The sequence below is a fragment of the Shewanella sp. 10B genome, assembly GCF_023475885.1.
GTDB lineage: Bacteria > Pseudomonadota > Gammaproteobacteria > Enterobacterales > Shewanellaceae > Shewanella > Shewanella mangrovisoli.
Genome location: NZ_JAMDJO010000002.1, coordinates 545609 through 563205 on the forward strand (window position 1 = coordinate 545609; position 17597 = coordinate 563205).

General features: G+C 47.4%; 13 protein-coding genes. 8 read left to right on the forward strand and 5 right to left on the reverse strand.

Annotation, left to right across the window (positions count from 1 at the left end):
• Positions 1-99: 99 nt before the first annotated feature.
• Entirely contained in the window at positions 100-1800 is a 1701-nt protein-coding gene (locus M0415_RS09835; protein WP_249554002.1) for a methyl-accepting chemotaxis protein, read from the reverse strand.
• A gap of 269 nt (positions 1801-2069) precedes the next feature.
• On the opposite strand from M0415_RS09835, the gene M0415_RS09840 reads away from it, so the two are divergent.
• From M0415_RS09840 to M0415_RS09855, 4 genes are all read left to right on the forward strand, one after another.
• The gene (locus M0415_RS09840) at positions 2070-3317 is read left to right on the forward strand and encodes an aminotransferase class V-fold PLP-dependent enzyme (RefSeq protein ID WP_249554000.1); all 1248 of its coding nucleotides are present in this window, start codon (positions 2070-2072) and stop codon (positions 3315-3317) included.
• 67 nt (positions 3318-3384) lie between these two features.
• Positions 3385-3828 (forward strand): SufE family protein, encoded by a 444-nt coding sequence (locus tag M0415_RS09845; protein WP_249553998.1) that lies wholly within the window; start codon positions 3385-3387, stop codon positions 3826-3828.
• 110 nt (positions 3829-3938) lie between these two features.
• Positions 3939-5102 (forward strand): membrane dipeptidase, encoded by a 1164-nt coding sequence (locus M0415_RS09850; protein ID WP_249553996.1) that lies wholly within the window; start codon positions 3939-3941, stop codon positions 5100-5102.
• Between the two features lie 59 nt (positions 5103-5161).
• Complete coding sequence (locus M0415_RS09855) at positions 5162-6334, forward strand: AAA family ATPase (protein WP_011623877.1); 1173 nt, start codon at positions 5162-5164, stop codon at positions 6332-6334.
• A gap of 24 nt (positions 6335-6358) precedes the next feature.
• Here M0415_RS09855 and M0415_RS09860 read toward each other — a convergent pair whose 3' ends face one another.
• Entirely contained in the window at positions 6359-6688 is a 330-nt protein-coding gene (locus M0415_RS09860) for a cupin domain-containing protein (RefSeq protein ID WP_249553994.1), read from the reverse strand.
• 146 nt (positions 6689-6834) lie between these two features.
• On the opposite strand from M0415_RS09860, the gene M0415_RS09865 reads away from it, so the two are divergent.
• Positions 6835-9102, forward strand: coding sequence for a toxin-antitoxin system YwqK family antitoxin (locus M0415_RS09865; RefSeq protein WP_249553992.1), 2268 nt, complete (start codon positions 6835-6837; stop codon positions 9100-9102).
• Positions 9103-9108: 6 nt separating this feature from the next.
• Here the strand turns inward: M0415_RS09865 and M0415_RS09870 are convergent, their stop codons facing one another.
• The 3 genes from M0415_RS09870 to M0415_RS09880 all read right to left on the reverse strand — a co-directional run bounded on the left by M0415_RS09870 (position 9109) and on the right by M0415_RS09880 (position 12319).
• Positions 9109-9861: a CPBP family glutamic-type intramembrane protease gene (locus M0415_RS09870; protein ID WP_249553990.1), complete on the reverse strand. Its 753-nt coding sequence runs from the start codon at positions 9859-9861 to the stop codon at positions 9109-9111.
• Between the two features lie 25 nt (positions 9862-9886).
• The gene (locus M0415_RS09875; RefSeq protein WP_220057378.1) at positions 9887-10261 is read right to left on the reverse strand and encodes a PH domain-containing protein; all 375 of its coding nucleotides are present in this window, start codon (positions 10259-10261) and stop codon (positions 9887-9889) included.
• A gap of 141 nt (positions 10262-10402) precedes the next feature.
• Positions 10403-12319, reverse strand: a complete 1917-nt coding sequence (locus M0415_RS09880; protein WP_249553983.1) for a peptidase U32 family protein — start codon at positions 12317-12319, stop codon at positions 10403-10405.
• A 187-nt stretch (positions 12320-12506) separates the two neighbouring features.
• Between M0415_RS09880 and rluA the strand changes: the two genes are divergently transcribed.
• The 3 genes from rluA to M0415_RS09895 all read left to right on the forward strand — a co-directional run bounded on the left by rluA (position 12507) and on the right by M0415_RS09895 (position 17567).
• Positions 12507-13184, forward strand: a complete 678-nt coding sequence (rluA, locus tag M0415_RS09885) for a bifunctional tRNA pseudouridine(32) synthase/23S rRNA pseudouridine(746) synthase RluA (protein WP_249553977.1) — start codon at positions 12507-12509, stop codon at positions 13182-13184.
• 95 nt (positions 13185-13279) lie between these two features.
• A complete protein-coding gene (gene asnC / locus M0415_RS09890; RefSeq protein ID WP_011073571.1) occupies positions 13280-13741 on the forward strand; it encodes a transcriptional regulator AsnC in 462 nt (153 codons plus the stop codon).
• 208 nt (positions 13742-13949) lie between these two features.
• Positions 13950-17567 carry a S8 family serine peptidase gene (locus tag M0415_RS09895; RefSeq protein WP_249553975.1) on the forward strand — a complete coding sequence of 1206 codons (3618 nt, stop codon included), beginning with the start codon at positions 13950-13952 and terminating at the stop codon, positions 17565-17567.
• The last annotated feature ends 30 nt before the right edge of the window (positions 17568-17597 follow it).

Here is a 17597-nt window from a genome sequence, read left to right on the forward strand (position 1 = left end):
ACTTCAGTGCTAAACCACATCCGCTCTTGCACTTTGTTCATATAAAATGCCCAAACTATATAGGTTGGGCATTTTTATTATGTGAGTAAAAGCAAAGTATTAACCTGCTCTAACCTTGAACTGATGCATTGCTTCACGTAACGCATTGGCTTGCTGAGATAGCGATTCACTGGCCTTTGTTGTCTCGAAGGCACTATTGAGAACAGACTCACCTGAATCACGAATGGTATTAATCCGCTCGCTAATATCCTCAGCAGTTACTGCTTGTTCCTCACTCGCAGTAGCAACCTGCGTATTTGCCTGAGACAATTGAGTTAAGGCGTCTGATATATCAAATAAATTTTGTTTTATTTGATTAACGAGTAAAGATGACTCATTGATTTGTTGCTCATTTTTACCAAATGAGTCGACGGCCGACTGAGCGTCGAGCACTAAGGTTTGAATAAGCTGACTGATTTCCTGGGTGGCGGTTTGGCTGCGCGTCGCGAGGGCGCGCACCTCGTCGGCAACGACGGCAAAACCCCGTCCCTGATCGCCCGCCCTAGCCGCCTCAATGGAGGCGTTTAACGCCAGTAAATTTGTCTGCCCCGCAATGGCATCCACCACGGAAACAAAGTTTAAAATTTTGCCTGTGCTGGCTTGGAGTTGCTGGATAAGTTGGCTCGATTGCTGGGCACTCTCCACTAGTTGCTGAGTGATCCGCTCGCTGGCCTCCACAACGGCGCAGCTGTCCTTGGCTCGGCCTTCCGCTTGGCCCGCCGAAAAAGATGCCGTCTCGGCGCTGCTAGCAACCTCGGTAATGGTCGCCGCCATTTGTGTCATCGAGGCGGCGACTTGGTCAGTATCTTCCTGTTGGCTGAGTATTGCCCTGCGATTATTTTCTGCCACCGCATTGAGCTCTGTCACCATAGAGGCGATTTCTTCGCTGCGCCCAATCACATGCCCCACGGTTTGGCTCAGGGTCAAGGCCATTTGATTCATGCTTAGGGTTAACTCGCCAAGCTCATCCTTAGATTCTGCTTGCAGCACTCGGCTAAAGTTGCCTGACTCCATCATGGCGGCAGCATTACGCAAACGCGTAATAGACCGCACTATGTACTGACTAAATAACATGCCTATACCTAATCCCAAGATGAGGGCGACCGACGAAATCACCATCAGGCCGTAAATCGCGCTTTTCTCCTCATCCTCGGTGATGGATACCGCGGTTTGGGTCATTTGCTCTAAACGCTGCGCAAATTGGCTGAGCTGGGTATTGAATTGGGATTGAGTTCGCTCAAGGTCGCTCACCTGCTGCACCAACGCCGTGGCCTGAGTATGTTGCTGTATCGCATTCACCACAGTCGCTAGCTGGGCATCATAGTCGCGATAAACGCGAATGATGTCGGTGACCTCTTGGATCAATTGTTGGGTTTTATCACGTAGTTCAGGCGGTTGAGGGAGGGTTAACGCCTCATTTAGCATGGTCTGTGTGGAGAGTAACTCGCCGTTAATGCGCTCTTTATGTTGGATCACTTCCCCGATAAAACCTTCGATTAATCGCTCCTGGGCTGAGACTGGGATCTCTGAAGCGCGAAAAGCCTTTTCAAGGCTAATCGAACTCTCGAGCTGCAAAATAGTGACCTCACTCGATAACTTCACTAGGGGGAGGTTTTCGGCGGTAATAGTGTGGATTTCATCCGTTACCCGCTTCATCTTTAGTAGGCTAAAAGATGCTAATAACAACATGAGTAGCAGCATGATGCCGATAAGGCTGCCCATCTTATATTTGATCCGTAAATCTTTTAAAAAACCAAGCATAAGCTGTGAACTCCAACCACCAAGGATCCCTTTGTCTGTATTTAGCATAGTTGGAGTTTTACGCTTTGCCGCTTAGGCTAAGCGCTTATAAACGAAAAATAAAACCTTTAGCATCCCCTATTCACCTAATCCAAGTAGGCAACTGAGGGTCAATCCCTTACCGGCCCTAGCGTCCCCTCGCAAACCACACGCCTCCAACCGATGAAAACTTGCATTCAGGTGAGAGATAACCGAAGATCCAAAAGCCTTTTTATTGCGTTAAGCCCCAGATGACACACTCAGCCTCGACCGACACAACATTGCCCGATAGCCATAGCCAAATCCGCTCGCAATTTCCAACCCTCTCGCAAATGTTGGGCGACTATCCCCTGTGTTATCTCGATACTGCGGCCACCAGCCAAAAGCCACAATCAGTGTTAGATGCCATGGCGCAGTATTACCTGAACGACAATGCCAATGTGCACCGTGCAGCGCACCAGTTATCGGCGCGCGCGACCTCTAGCTACGAGAAGGTCCGCGATGAGTTACAAGGATTTATTAATGCAATGCGCCGTGAAGAAATCATCTTCACCCACGGTACCACTGAGTCGATCAATCTAGTCGCCTATGGCTTAACGCCACAGATTGCAGCGGGCGATCTGATTTTGATCGATACCGCCGCCCACCACGCCAACATAGTGCCGTGGCAAGAATTGGCAAAACGCACGGGCGCGATCATTAAACCTATCCCTCTCGATCAAGATGGCAGGCTCGATCGCCATGCCTATCAAGCACTGCTCGCCCTCAAGCCCAAGGTAGTTGCCCTGTGCCATGTGTCGAACGCCTTAGGCACAGTGAATCCAGTTGTCGAGTTAGTGCAGCAAGCCAAGGCTCAAGGTGCGATCACCTTAGTCGATGGGGCGCAGGCGGTTGCACACTTAAGCTTAGATATGGCCGCCATCGATTGTGATTTTTATGTGTTTTCAGGCCATAAGATGTATGGCCCAACCGGCATTGGTGTGCTTTACGGCCGCTTCGATAAGTTAGATACGCTCACCCCGCTGTTAACGGGCGGTGAGATGATTAAACGAGTAAGTTTCGATGGCACCGAATTTGGCAGTTTGCCTAATCGCTTAGAGGCAGGCACACCACCCATCAGTGAAGTCATCGGCCTAGGCGCCGCTATCCGCTTTTTGCAACAACACTTAACGCCAGCGGTTCAGGCCCACGAGGCAGAACTACTGCAGTATTTACAGCAGCAGCTACGCGCCCTCGGAGATGTGCATCTCTATGCTGCCCATAGTGATAATCTCGGTGCAGTCGCCTTTAATCTGGGCGATGAACACCATCAAGATGTCGGGATTTTATTAGACCAACAAGGCGTTGCCGTGCGCTGTGGTCATCACTGTGCCATGCCCTTGATGCAAAGCCTTAACCTGAAGGGTTGCTGCCGCGCATCGATTGGGATCTACACCAATAAAGCCGATATCGACCGCTTTATTGCCGCCTTAGCCTCAGTCAAAGAGTTGCTGCTCTAATCCGCTCGCTAAGGGTTAATATCATTGCGCCATCAGGCAACACGCTTAAGAAGAGGACATTTTCCCCATGACATTGTCAATCATGCCCGCTGCCACCGAGTTTGATTACTCCGTTGAGGATTCATCAAGCCTGTTAGCCCGTTTTGAGCAAGCGCCAAACTGGCAAGAAAGATATCGCCAAATCATGTTATTAGGTAAAACCTTACCGAGTTTAGCGGATGAGTTTCGCCTTGAGGCCGCCCAAGTCAAAGGCTGCGAGAGCGATGCTTGGCTGTACCATATTGAGCAAGACGCTAAGCATTATTTTCTGGCCGATAGCGATGCACGCATCGTGAAGGGGTTAATCGGTTTACTGCTGATTGCCTGTCACGGCAAACAGAGCGACGAGATACTCGCCTTCGACCCTTCTACCTATTTCAAACAATTAGGGCTAGAGGGCCAATTAAGTCCCTCGCGCACCAATGGCTTACATGCCTTAGCCAAGGCGATGATTGATGCGGTAAAACCCTAAATCAATCTGCGGGTTAAATCGGTAAAAGAGGGATTTAATCAAAGACTTCTACACCTTAACAGGGTATAAAGAAGTAAAAATTAGCTTTATCTGAAGGAGAGCGCACGCCCATGAAGGCTGTCAATCAAGATCGTCGAACGCTGTTAAAAGGGATTGGCGCCGCCACGCTACTTTGTCCCTTTGCCAGTTTCTCCAGCCTTGCTGCGCCGCGCTCTCGGCGCTTATATATCGATGGTTTATCCTTTTTGCCCGATGACTTAGCCGATGTTCCGGCATCGGGGCTCGATGCCTTTCTATGTGATATCTCTGCCATCGAAACCATTGAACAAGCCGACGGCACCTTAAACTACAAACGCACCTACAAAGCCTGTATGGAAAGCATCCAGCAAGCCGCGAAACGCGTCAGCGAGCACCCTGATATTCTCCTGCAAGGCTTAACTGGACGCGATATCCAATTGGCGCGGGAGAGCAATCGCACTGCGGTTTTCTTCCAAATCCAAGGCGCAGATTGCGTTGAAGAAGACAGCGAGGCCAACCAATGGGCCCGCGTCGATGAGTTTCACCGTCAAGGTCTGCGAGCACTGCAACTTACCCACCATTACGGCAATACCTTTGCGGGCGGCGCCCTCGATAACGATGCCAATGGCGGACTCAATAAACCTCTTACCGCCCATGGCCGTGGACTGATTGAAAAACTCAACCATGCCAATATCTTAGTCGATGTCAGCCACTCGAGTGCCCAAACCGCGTTAGATGTAGCTAAACTCAGCCGCGCGCCCATAGTCCAAAGCCATGGTGCCGCGCGCGGTATTGTCAAACATGCCCGTTGTAGCCCCGATGAAGTGATCCGCGCCATTGCTGACTCAGGCGGCGTATTCGGGGTCTTTATGATGAGCTTTTGGCTCACTAATAATGCCGTTCCAACTGTCGATGACTATATCCGCCAGTTAGAATATGTCGCCCGAGTCGGCGGGGTCGATTGTGTTGCCATCGCCAATGATTATCCGCTCAGAGGCCAAGAAAATCTGTTAGCCCTGAATAACGACAATGCCCAGGGCGTGAAGGAATATAAGGAATGGTGGTACAGCCTAAGGGCTAAAAAAGTGTTAGGTTTTGATGCAGAGCCAAGACATGTGGTCATTCCCGAACTAAACCATATCGAGCGTATGAGCCGTATCGACGATGCCTTAGCTAAGGCCCGTTTTAAGTCGACCGATCGCGACCGCTTTATGGGCGGAAACTGGCAAAGAGTGCTCAATCAGGTACTCATCTAAGCCCGCGCTAACTCAGTCAGGGTTAAATTGCGAAAAATTACTCGAGAAAACGGACCGTCATGCTGACCACCCTAGCCATCTCTAACTATCGTACCTTGCGGGAGATAGTCTTACCCCTTGGGCGCTTAAACTTAGTGACCGGCGCTAACGGGAGTGGCAAATCCAATTTATACAAAGCATTACGACTACTCGCTCAAACAGCGCAGGGTGGCGTTGTTAATGCTTTGGCGCAGGAGGGCGGCTTAGACTCCTGTTTTTGGGCAGGACCAGAAAATCTCACCAAGGGCATGTTAGCGGGCGATACGCCAATTGAAGCTACAGTCAGACAAGCGCCAAAACGCCTAAAACTCGGATTTGCGGGCGAAGATTTTAGTTATCTGATCGAGCTTGGCCTCCCCAAACCCGACTCCACCACCCTATTTGGATTAGATCCGCAAATTAAACGCGAAGCGATTTGGAATGGCCCCAAATATCGCTCCGCCAGCGTGTTGGTGGAGCGGCGCGGTCCTATGGTGAAGAGTCGCAGCCCAGAGGGACAAGGTTGGCTCACCTTGAGCGCCCATCTGCAAAGCGGTGACAGTATTTTTACCGAACTTGCCGATCCTGAACGTAGCCCTGAAGTATTAACGCTAAGGGACAGCATTCGCGCCTGGCGCTTTTACGATCATTTTCGAACCGATGCCGAAGCCCCGGCGCGTCGTCCACAGCTCGGGACCGCCACGCCCGTATTGCACCATGACGGTCGAGATCTCCCCTCTGCCATACAAACTATTTTTGAGATTGGCGATAAAGCGGCATTTGATCATGCGGTGACCGATGCTTTTCCGGGGGCCAAGGTGCGTATCACGCCCCAAGCGGGCGGGATACTCCAACTCGAATTCCACCAGCAGGGCTTATTAAGGCCACTACATGCCAGTGAACTCTCCGACGGCACCCTGAGGTATTTATTGCTTATTGCCGCATTACTCACCCCTAGGCCACCCGAGCTAATGGTATTAAACGAGCCCGAAACCAGCCTGCACCCCGATTTATTGCCTGCTTTAGCTCGGCTTATCGCTAAGGCTTCCGAGGTGTGTCAGCTTTGGGTCGTGTCCCACGCTAACCGTTTGATTAATGCCTTGAGCCAGTTTGAGCACTGCAATACTTTGGCACTGGATAAAAATCTAGGGCAAACCCAAATCGTGGGGCAGGATTTACTCAATACGCCGAGCTGGCAATGGCAACTCAAATAGCCGCCAAGATATAGCGTCTTTGCATCATACCGTTTCAGCATCGTAAAATACTGCCAGCCATAGGGTTTCGCCCTCTGAACTGGTCGAAGCGACTCTGTGCTTTTGATGCGGCGCTAGGGTGAGATAATCCCCAGGTTTAAGGGTAACTAACTGAGCATCTTCGAATTCGAGCTGCGCCTCCCCTTTGAGCAACATCACCCACTCATATTGAGATTGATCGTACCACTCCCCCACTGGCGTCGAATGGCCTTGCGAGATAATACGCTCTATCTTCACCTTGCCATTGCCAGCAAGGGTTTCGAACACTTCTTTTGATAAATCATCGGGGAGTGACTGATAAAAATTTTGTAGCATCTTGAATCCTTATCATGGCTCGAGTGCAAGATAATCTATTGAGAAACCAAAGTATAAACCGTTATCATAGGCGCTCTTAGGGCTAAGAGCCTTATGAGATGACAAGATAAGACAGTTGTATCATATGGATATGGAGAAGTTGACCTATGTCGTTGTTTCGCGCGTTTAAAGCTAAATTATTTAATACCAAAGAAAAAAGCTGCGCCCATCAAGACATACCTCTTCAAACCTCACCCAATCCCACTCCACTCCCATCCAGTACCTTCAAACCCTATTTTAGTCTTGCCATTCAAGCGACTCCGGCGCAAGCCTCTCATTCAGAAACCCACGAAAAATTTACCCGCCACGACTTCGACAGCCCGCAAACGATCGAGCTGCTCGGTTGGGAGCGAGAGCATGAATCCTGCACCTTTCACGAGACCCAATTTGACCGCATCGAGATACACGGCCCTGTGCAAGATTTTTATCTCGGTCAGGATAAGACCTGTAGCCTAGCGCAGGATTCTGATGCAGCGACAACTCAAGCCCGCTGGCAAGTGGCACTGGTAAACCCGAATGAATTAGTGATCTGCCGTTTTTATATCGATGCAGAGTATAGAGTACAAGGCGATATGCAGGACTTCGGCAGTCTCACTGGCAAACTGCAACGGACATTCCATCAGATTGAGACAGAGCAAGGTCAGAATCTACTCAGAATCGTCACCCAATCCCCCAACCTCACTCAGGCCGTCGATTGCAATTACTTTGGTGAGCGCAACGGCATCACTCGCCAATTCAATGCCTTAGGTGTATTGCAGTTCGAAGGGCATTTTATTGAGGAGCAACAGCTCGGACGCCAGACTTGGTATGACAATGAGGGCAAAATCAATCAAGTCGAGGAGCGCCACGCCGAGGGAATGTTACTGACCCGCTACTATAGCAATGGTCAGATAAAAGAAACCGCCGAAAAGGATAGCGAAGATAATTATATCAATCAGTTAACTCGCTATTATGAATCAGGCGCCCTGTGGCTAATACGCCCCATGCAGGCGGGAAAAATCCATGGCACAGAGCATATCTACTATGAAGATGGCAAGCTGCAGGCCGAGCTAACCTATGACATGGGGGAGTTGGTTAAAGAGCTTTGGTATCATACCAACGGCAATCTTAAGCAAGAAGTCCATCTTGATGCCGCGGGAAAAAGCCTCGAAACCTATTACGAAGATGGCCAACTCGCCTGGCGAGAACACCTCAATCCACAGGGGTTAAATTGCGGTCTACGTCAGGAATGGCACCCCAATGGCGTGCTGGCAAATAAACTCAATTTTGTTGATGGCGTTGCCCATGGCAACAGCGAGAAATGGTATCCGAACGGACAGCTTGAACAATGCATCCCCTTTGAAAATGGCCATGAGCAGGGGCTTGCCACTTGGTACCATGAAAATGGTCAACTCTCCCTTGAGATTTACCTTGAAAAGGGCCTAAGAGAAGGCCTTTTCCGCAGCTATTATGCAAGCGGCGTATTGTCAGCCGAGGGCCAATATCAGCGTAACCTCTCCGTCGCGCCCTTTATCGAATACTATGAAAACCAGCAAATTCAAATGTATCTGCCCCACACTCAAGGCAATCGCGATGGCACGGCCCGCTGGTTTTATGAAGACGGTACTATCAAGACGATTGCTGAATATTTTGTCCGCGACGGCCAAGGTTACCTTAAGGAAAGCTCCTCCTATAACAAGCAAGGGGTTCTCGAATCCTTTGAGAGCCACTCCAGCACCCGTTGTGGCTATCAACTTGAGGATAATCAACGGGAATATTATCAAACGGGCCACCCTGATACTCGCATCGAATACTATGAGGATGGAGCTATCCGTTGGCTGCTCACTCGCCTAGACGAGAACCTATTCAGCTCAAAAGCCTTTTCAAAACAAGGCGAATTGCTCGAATCTGGCTTTGTGAAAGTGATAGATAACGATTATCAGGATGTCGGCCACTGGCAACGTTTTACACCGCAAGGCCAACTGCAGCGGGAAGCCTGGCTCAGTGACGATGGCAAGCTCAATGAAACCCGTCACTATTTTGATGCCACCGAGCAGCAACAGACGATGGCAGCGGAAACTAAGGTCGATGACAATAACATTGTCGAAGCAATGGCTAAGTCTAACGATACTAAGGAGCCCCAAACGTCGGCGCCTATCCTTAGTTACCATTTGAAATTTGACCCAGATAGCCAACTCTATGCCATGAAACGCTATCATCCGAATCGTCAAATCGCCGAAGAAGGCAACTTACATTTTCGGGGACAAGAGCATTTTTGGGTGGGGATCCACAATCAGTACGATCAACAAGGCCGACTCGAATTATCCGAAACCTATACGATGAATGGTGAACCGATAGAACACACAACAGAGTCAAATACCATTCGTTTAAATTAACTAGTTTTACAGAAAACTAAGGATGACTAAATGTGCAATCATATGGGCACCAATTGCACACTCTAAACCTCGCTTCCAATACAGGTAGCCAGCGATCAAGCCAAAGCCAGCATTACCAAAAATAATATACAAAACTAAGGCTAAATTAACCTCAGAACTAAGCGCAAAGGCAACGGGTAAGTGACCAACTCCGAACAGAAAAGCAGATAACACTATTGCGAATAGATAATTATGAGATTGAATAACAGAGTCTTTTGCTTGGGTTAATCGATAGCAACACCAAGTGATGAACGACATTAATCCCCATCGAATTAATATCTCTTCAGTTATTCCACCATAGATAACTTTCGAATACCAAGGAGGGGTAAGTTTCTCTGCTGCACGAATAAAATCTTCAGGTAGATAGCCAACCAAAACAGCCATAAACCCCAAAACAAACAGTCCCCCTAATACTCCGCCGATCACGGCTGGAATCACCTGCGATTGCAGAATACTGTAGGGCTCCTTTCCCTCTGCATAAGCAGCAATAACGGGTGCATGCAAGCCAACTTTGGATGAGAAAACAGAACCGATTAACATCATCAGTACTAACATCAACGATGACTGTATTACCGTTAGTAAAACCAATAGAAAAACGGGAATTGCTAACTGAGTAGAATGTGTTTCGAGTAGTTTCGAAACAAAAGGGATAATTGAAATTATCCCTAAAAAACCAAAGCTAAATAATAGCTTATTAAAACGCCATGTTTTTACATCCATGTATCTTATTCAAACCTCTTAGAAGTTAGAGCGCGAACGTCGCTATGGTCTTTTGGATCCCCACCACATCGGTGCCGCGTTTGAGCTCTTTGACCAGAGGCTCACTTTGGCCAGAGATCCAGATCCTAAGCTCGGCATCCATATCGAAATGGCCTGTGGTTTCCACTTCGAAATGGGTGATGGATTTATAGGGCACTGAGTGATAGCTGGTTTTCTTGCCCGTCAGTCCTTGCTTATCGATTAAAATCAAGCGTTTGTTGGTAAATACAAACAGATCGCGGATCACTTTATAGGCCAGTTTTAATTCTTCCTGAATCCCCATAATTGGGCGCAACTCTTCGGCCAGTTCCTGTAAATCAACCTCAGACGCATTCCCCAGTAACCCATCTAACAATCCCATGCTGACATCCTTTTTTATTGAAATTTTTCAATAAAATATCCTGTAGTTAACCAAGTGGCAACATAGAGAGCGGCAACGGCGCTAAAAACAAAAAGGGAGCATTGAATACTCAATGCTCCCTTGATAGCCATTCAAGCTGAATTAAACGGCTTTTTGACCGCGAACCTGACGGTTTTCACCGACGACCATCATCTCGCATTTTGGACAGTCGAAGACCAACTTCAACACATCGTTACCTATCTCAAGCACCATAGGATCCGCCTTAATGCCCGGCACTTCCTTAGGACAGAGATTGAAGTTAAATCGCAGGCAATGCTTAGTGATCATTAACGGCACATCTTCGGTCACGCCGTTTTTCTCGTAGGTGTCCTGAATTTCAATCACGCCATGGCGTTGATAAAAGTCCTTCGCCTTTTCGTTTGCCACGTTACCTAAATAACTTAAGTGTTTGAAGGGATAAACGGCATCTTGGTTATATTTCCAAGGTTTGGGACGCTGGTAGCCTTCAACACGGGCAAGTTCTAATGCTGCTACCGCATCACGGCGCAGACCGTTGAGCACAGATGCAGGCAGGAACCAAGGCTGAGCGGTTTCGATACTAATCTGGCGCGCCGTAAAATCGGTACTGCCAAGTTTCGACAATTGAGTACGAATAGTCTGCAAGGTTTTTTCAGCGTCGGTGGCGGGCGTCTTTTCGACTGCAAGCTCAACGGTCGCACTCAGGCCGTACACATCCGTCATCGTTAACGCCACGCCCGTAGCGGTATCAGTTAAACGCATATCGACGCCGATAATACGCTTGGCAGACTCCTTAGAAAGTAAAGTCTCGAAGGCTTGGTTATGGTTACGATACAGCGTCATACCAACACGCAGATCGCGCGGCACCTGCAATACATGCAGCTTATGGCCTTCGGCACGGTTAACACGCAGTCCCTGCAATTTGTCATCGGACTGTTTGGCCATCGCATAGTTTGGTGGGAAATAGGCTAAACCATCACCGTTATTAAATTCGTGGGTTGAACTGACTTGAATAAAGTCTTTGCCGATGGCGACCACTTTACCCACATCTTGACCGATATATTTTGGCGAGCGGAAATCTTTAATCCCTTGGCTACGCTCATTCACAAAGTAATCAGTGCTGCCACGGTTAAAGGTTTTTTCGGGATCCGGAGTAAAAGTATGTTCAGTACGGCCGTGGGATGACGCCACGAACTCAGGGCGACGCACCATAATGGCATCAAGCTTTTGGCGATAATGGGCAGTAACGTTTTTAACGTAACTTAAGTCCTTTAAACGCCCCTCAATTTTGAAGGAGCGTACGCCGGCATCAATCAAGGCTTCGAGGTTATCGGTTTGGTTATTGTCTTTTAATGAGAGTAAATGCTCGTTTTGCGCCAACACATCCCCTTGGCGGGTCTTAAGATTGCCCGGCAGACGACACATTTGCGAACATTCACCGCGGTTTGCACTTCGATTACTAAAGGCATGACTTAAGTTACATAATCCACTGTAGGCCACACACAGTGCGCCGTGGATAAAGAACTCAATCTGCATATTGGTATGAGCTGCAACCTCACGGATTTGGCTTAAGCCTAACTCGCGCGCCAATACCACTTGTGAAAAACCCACTTGCTCTAAGAAGGCGACTTTCTCGGGATTACGGTTATCCATTTGCGTACTAGCGTGCAACGCAATAGGTGGTAGGTTAAGTTGCAATACGCCCATGTCCTGCACAATCAGTGCATCGGCGCCTGCGTTATATACATCCCAAATCAGCTTTTCAGCGGTTTCGAGCTCATCGTCCATCAGAATAGTGTTAATGGCCACAAACACTTGCGCATGATACTTATGAGCAAAAGTACACAGACGGGCGATATCTTCCACACTGTTACCCGCGGTCGCACGTGCTCCAAATGCGGGACCACCGATATAAACCGCGTCGGCACCATGGCGAATGGCTTCAATGCCATAATCGGCATTTTTTGCAGGCGCCAATAACTCTAAGCGGTTATTAACGTGAGAAAGTGTCTCAGGTGTGTAAATCTCTGGCTGGCTCATACTTCACAGGCTCAAAATGAACAATCACGAAAAAGGTGACGAGTATAACAAAAACTCAAATCCAGCTCTATCTGCAAATCATTTTTCGCTGGATTAAAGCGAGGCGAGATAAAGAGGAGAGACAACAAACTTGCGCCCTAGAGCCGAGCAGAGTATCTTTGCCGCGCATTGTTTAATAGGCGCGATTATGACTGATTTTATTTACCAACCACCGACAACTCCCTGGCTCGATGTGCTTTACCAAGATAAAGATATTATCGTGGTCAACAAGCCATCTGGATTATTGTCCGTGCCCGGTCGCGATCCTGCCCATTACGACAGTGTGTATGCCCGAGTCAAAGCCGAGCATCCCCATTGCCAAATCGTCCATCGCCTCGATATGGCAACCTCGGGTGTCATGGTGGTTGCGCTCATTCGTAGCGCCGAGCGCGAGCTAAAACGTCAATTCCACGATAGAGAAACCAGCAAAACTTATCTTGCCAGAGTCGCGGGACACGTTAAAAATGCGACGGGTAGCGTGGATTATCCGCTGATCTGCGACTGGCCCAATCGCCCAAAACAGAAAGTTGACCACGAAATAGGTAAACCCTCTTTAACCCACTTTGAAGTGTTAAGCCGCGCCAAACGCTCGACGCTGGTAAAGCTAAAGCCGATTACAGGGCGCTCACACCAACTCAGGGTACATATGATGGCGCTGGGGCATCCGATCCTCGGCGACGGTTTTTATGCCGATCCTTTAGCAAAATCCTTAGCACCGCGATTATTACTCCACGCCGCAGAGCTCACCATTAAACACCCGTACACGGGTGAGAGCATGACGTTCAGTGCCGATGCCCCCTTTTGTGAGCCTGAAGGTGAGCAATGATCACTAAAAACAATAAAAACACCTAAAAGCAGTAGCCATTCACCATAAAAGAACGTAACTTTATGACAATTCATTATGTTATAGAGAGTTTATTTATGGAAACCGCATTTCAGCGCGATCAGCTTGATAACCATATCCTCGAAGCCTTAATGCAAGACGCACGCACCCCGTTTGCCGAGCTTGCCAAACGTTTCGGCGTGAGTGCGGGGACTATCCATGTGCGTGTCGAGAAAATGAAACAAGCAGGGATTATCACGGGTGCCCAGATCACCATCAATCCCAAGGCTCTCGGGTACGATGTCTGCTGTTTTATCGGAATTAATCTCAAAAGTGCCGGCGACTACCCCGCCGCCATCGCCAAGCTAAACGCCTTAGAAGAAGTGGTAGAAGCCTACTACACCACAGGCAACTACAGTATTTTTGTCAAAGTCATGTGCCAATCCATTGATGGCCTTCAACACGTGCTAATTAACCGCATCCAATCCATCGACGAAATTCAATCAACTGAAACCCTTATCAGCCTGCAAAACCCTATCACAAGAGCGGTAAAGCCTTAGTTACTACTCTCACAAAAAAGCCTTCAAACAGAATGCTATATCGCAAAAAGATGACTTAAGTCTTTTTTCTGACAAAAGTGTTAACCGAACGATATTTTTGTGTTACAACCTCATTGCTAGCCATCAAAATGCGCAGCATAACAATAACAATTTAGCTACATGGTGCAATCGCAAGTACCAAAAGCATTAATTGACAAGGAATGAAGTTGTGAAGACAAAATTATCTATCGCTATCTCGGCAGCACTATTATCAGGGGCAGCCGTTGCAGGTACACCAGCTCAGTACAATACAACCAACCAAACAACTGATAAATATGCAGGTTTAAGCGTTACCAAAAATGATAGCAACGAGCAAAAACAAGCTGTAGCTTGGATGGTAAAACTAAAGTCACCTTCTCTTGCAGAACAAAGCCAATCAAAGGGATTTAATCGACAGTCGGTCATGAGCCAAATTGAAAGCTCTCAAACCAAAGTCAAAAATGCGATTAACAGCATGGATGCTGATTTAAAAATCGTTGCAACAACATCAAAATTAGTAAACTCGATTGTTGTGGAAGGTAATCATAAGCAAATTGCATCCCTACTTAACAACGCTGAAGTAGCTGCTATTCTGCCAATCTATGACTACAAATTAGATGTTGCCGCAAGCGCTGAATACATCAAAGCCAAAGCAGTGATTGATGCAGGTATCGCCTCAGGTAAAGGTCAACGAGTTGCCGTACTCGATACAGGTGTTGACTACACTCATAAAGCACTTGGTGGTTCAGGCCTAGTGGCTGACTATCAAGCTGCAGTTGCTGCCAAAAGCGAAATGCCAAACTGGCCACAAGGCAAAGTGATTGGAGGTTGGGACTTTGTAAATAATGATCCAAACCCAATTGATGTTACAACCAATCATGGTACGCATGTAAGCCATTCAGTTGTTGGAACAGCTCCAGATGTTGAGCTGCTAGTATATTCAGTATGTAACTCTGGCTGTTCTGGTATCGCTCAATTAAACGCGCTTGAAGCCTCTATGGATCCAAACGGTGATGGAGACATCAGCGATCGCGTCGACACTGTTAACATGTCGTTAGGCGGTGATTTTGGTGATGTTGAGGATGGCGCCGTTCAAGCCATGATCAATGAAATGGTCAAACTAGGTGTAAACCTTGTGATCTCAGCTGGTAACGATGGTCCAACACCTTTCGTTGTTGGCGGCCCAAGTACAACAAACAGTGCACTTTCTGTTGGTGCAATGACTCACCCAACAACCAAAGTTGGTAAAGTGGAAGCATCCATTGCGGGTAATACAGTCACAGCAATTGGTGCCGGATTTAACAAATCTAATGCCTATAGCTTTACAAATACCGTTGCACCAATTGTTTATCCTGCCGCCAATAAAAATGGCTGTGCGGCTTACACTGAAGATTTAACAGGCAAAACAGTTCTAATTGACCGCGGAACCTGTGGATTCGTTGTTAAAGTACTGAATGCTCAGTTAAAAGGAGCGTCATTTGTTATTGTTGCCAACAACGCAGCCAATGCTGGTGCAATTGTTATGGGCGGAACTGATGACAATATCACCATCCCATCAGTGATGGTTTCTAAAGAGGATGGTGATGCAATTAAAGCTGCACTCGCATCTGGCGATGTTCCATTTAGTATTACATCAACAGAAGTCACTACCGCAGGTGCCATTGCAACCTTTACGTCGAGAGGGCCATCAATCGGCGGAACCTTAAAACCTGAGATCACAGCACCTGGTACTGATATCCTCACGGCACACCCAGGATTAGGTGAAGGATTAACGCCGATCAGTGGAACATCATTCTCTAGCCCAATTACTGCAGGTGCCGTCAGTATTATTCGTGAAGCATTACCGCATCGCAATGCGTTTGAGGTTAAAGCAACGATAATGAACGCGGCAAACCTTGACGTAACGCTGGAACCTAAAGAAATCAACCCAGATACAGAGCTTGCACCTATCAGCTATATCGGTTCAGGTTTAGTTGACGTAGAAAAAGCCGTTAATCTTCCTGTGGCTGCTTGGAACAAAGATACCAAGCAAGCAGCATTAGCATTTGGTTTATTGGCACTTAACAAAATTACATCAATCACAAAAACCGTTACAGTTAAAAACTTCTCTACGGCTGAAAAAACGTATACGTTAAAAGTCGAACAACGTTTTCAAAACGATATCGACTCTGGTGCCTTAAGCTTTGCGTTACCAGCTAGTATCACAATCCCAGCCGGACAAACCGTTGATTTTAATGTTACTGCGACAATTGATCCGACTAAGTTACCAGAATGGACTCTAACCTCATCATATGAGCTTGACGGAACAGCTGCAGATGCATCAGCAGCCCTGACGCTATCAGAATATGATGGTGCTATTGAGTTCATGGATGGTGAATCAAAAGCACTCCACTTGGTATACCACGTGTTACCTAAAGCAGCGGCGGCAATTTCAGTCGAAACTGAAGTCACTGAAGACGGCTTAGTTCGTACACTAACCAACGTTGGTGCAACCTCAATCACCGATCCATTTACAGCTCCATTGATCGCAACAAGCCCTGTCGACGAATCTAAACGCCATGACTTGTTAAATGCATCAAGTGAACTGTTGCTTAGTAGCTCATGTGATACTGGCATTGCCATCTATAACACCTTACAAATGCGCGATCCTATCGTTCATGCGTTAGTGGCCAGTTATGACGTAGACTATGACCTAAACAATGACGGTGTTTGGGACTATACAGCAGCAACCGCAAACCTAAACTGGTTTAATGATGCCTATCCAAGATCCATCTATGGTTTAGTGGCTAAATACGGCACCTCATCAGGGACTTTAGAACCTGTTTTCCACGTTACAGGTAATGATTTCCTAACCAGCAAAGTGTGTTTTGAAGACATTGGTTTAACTGAAGCTGACTTAGGTAAAACCATTAAAGTTCGCTACCGTGTCGAAGACAGTGATTGGGCTCCGACACCTTCTGGTGATGAAGATAGTGTTGTTGCATCGCTTGTTCTGGATGGATCAGGTACATCGGCAATGCTAGTTGATGCTGATGGCAAAGAAGTCACGGAGCTCAAACCAGGTGAAAGTGCGATTTTAGAAGCGCAAGTTGGTGATAACGCTAAAGGCTTTATGTTACTGTCGGACTCAGGCTCCATGTCTGTTGTGGCCAATACTACTGATGAAGGCAACTCAGCCCCAACCGTAGCAAACGTCACCCTATCAGTGAATAAAGGCACTGCCGGCGGCACTGTATTAGGACAGATTGAAGCCACAGATCCAGATATGCTGACCAGTCCGTTCTCTGAGTTTGTAACAACTAACTCTAACAGCAGTATGGTACTCGTTGAGAAAGATGGAACTGTTCGTCTAAGTGACGATGCTGTGATTAATCAACAAAGTAAAACCATGGAAGTTGAAGTTATTGCTCTAGATACGATGGGAAATGCCTCTGCACCAGCCAAAGTGACAGTGTTGATTAATAACACTAAACCAACTGTTGCCCCGACAAACATAGTTATTACTGAGAATACAGCAACTTCAATCAAGGCAAATGGCGTAGATGCCGATAATGACGTATTAACCTATAACTGGGTGCAAACAAGTGGTACGCCAGTATCGTTCACAAATGGTGGAAACCAAATTACCTTTACTACACCAAATGGACCTCAAGAGTTAACCTTCTCTGTAATTGCAACGGATGGAAAGCTTGAGAGTGACATTGGAACTGTAAAAGTGACAGTTTTAGATAACCCATCCGGCGGTGCACTGGGTTGGTTAAGTGCATTGTTATTACCTCTGGCGGCAATGCGTCGTCGTATGAAATAAGCAGTTCATCAATAATCAAAAGGGAGTCTA

What these genes read in the sequence shown, in the direction of transcription:
- M0415_RS09870 (WP_249553990.1), bottom strand. Translation starts at nt 9,861, where the DNA reads ATGGATGTAAAAACATGGCGTTTTAATAAGCTATTATTTAGCTTTGGT.
- asnC (WP_011073571.1), top strand. Translation starts at nt 13,280, where the DNA reads ATGGAAACCGCATTTCAGCGCGATCAGCTTGATAACCATATCCTCGAA.
- M0415_RS09835 (WP_249554002.1), bottom strand. Translation starts at nt 1,800, where the DNA reads ATGCTTGGTTTTTTAAAAGATTTACGGATCAAATATAAGATGGGCAGC.
- M0415_RS09880 (WP_249553983.1), bottom strand. Translation starts at nt 12,319, where the DNA reads ATGAGCCAGCCAGAGATTTACACACCTGAGACACTTTCTCACGTTAAT.
- M0415_RS09850 (WP_249553996.1), top strand. Translation starts at nt 3,939, where the DNA reads ATGAAGGCTGTCAATCAAGATCGTCGAACGCTGTTAAAAGGGATTGGC.
- rluA (WP_249553977.1), top strand. Translation starts at nt 12,507, where the DNA reads ATGACTGATTTTATTTACCAACCACCGACAACTCCCTGGCTCGATGTG.
- M0415_RS09875 (WP_220057378.1), bottom strand. Translation starts at nt 10,261, where the DNA reads ATGGGATTGTTAGATGGGTTACTGGGGAATGCGTCTGAGGTTGATTTA.
- M0415_RS09855 (WP_011623877.1), top strand. Translation starts at nt 5,162, where the DNA reads ATGCTGACCACCCTAGCCATCTCTAACTATCGTACCTTGCGGGAGATA.
- M0415_RS09840 (WP_249554000.1), top strand. Translation starts at nt 2,070, where the DNA reads ATGACACACTCAGCCTCGACCGACACAACATTGCCCGATAGCCATAGC.
- M0415_RS09865 (WP_249553992.1), top strand. Translation starts at nt 6,835, where the DNA reads ATGTCGTTGTTTCGCGCGTTTAAAGCTAAATTATTTAATACCAAAGAA.
- M0415_RS09860 (WP_249553994.1), bottom strand. Translation starts at nt 6,688, where the DNA reads ATGCTACAAAATTTTTATCAGTCACTCCCCGATGATTTATCAAAAGAA.
- M0415_RS09845 (WP_249553998.1), top strand. Translation starts at nt 3,385, where the DNA reads ATGACATTGTCAATCATGCCCGCTGCCACCGAGTTTGATTACTCCGTT.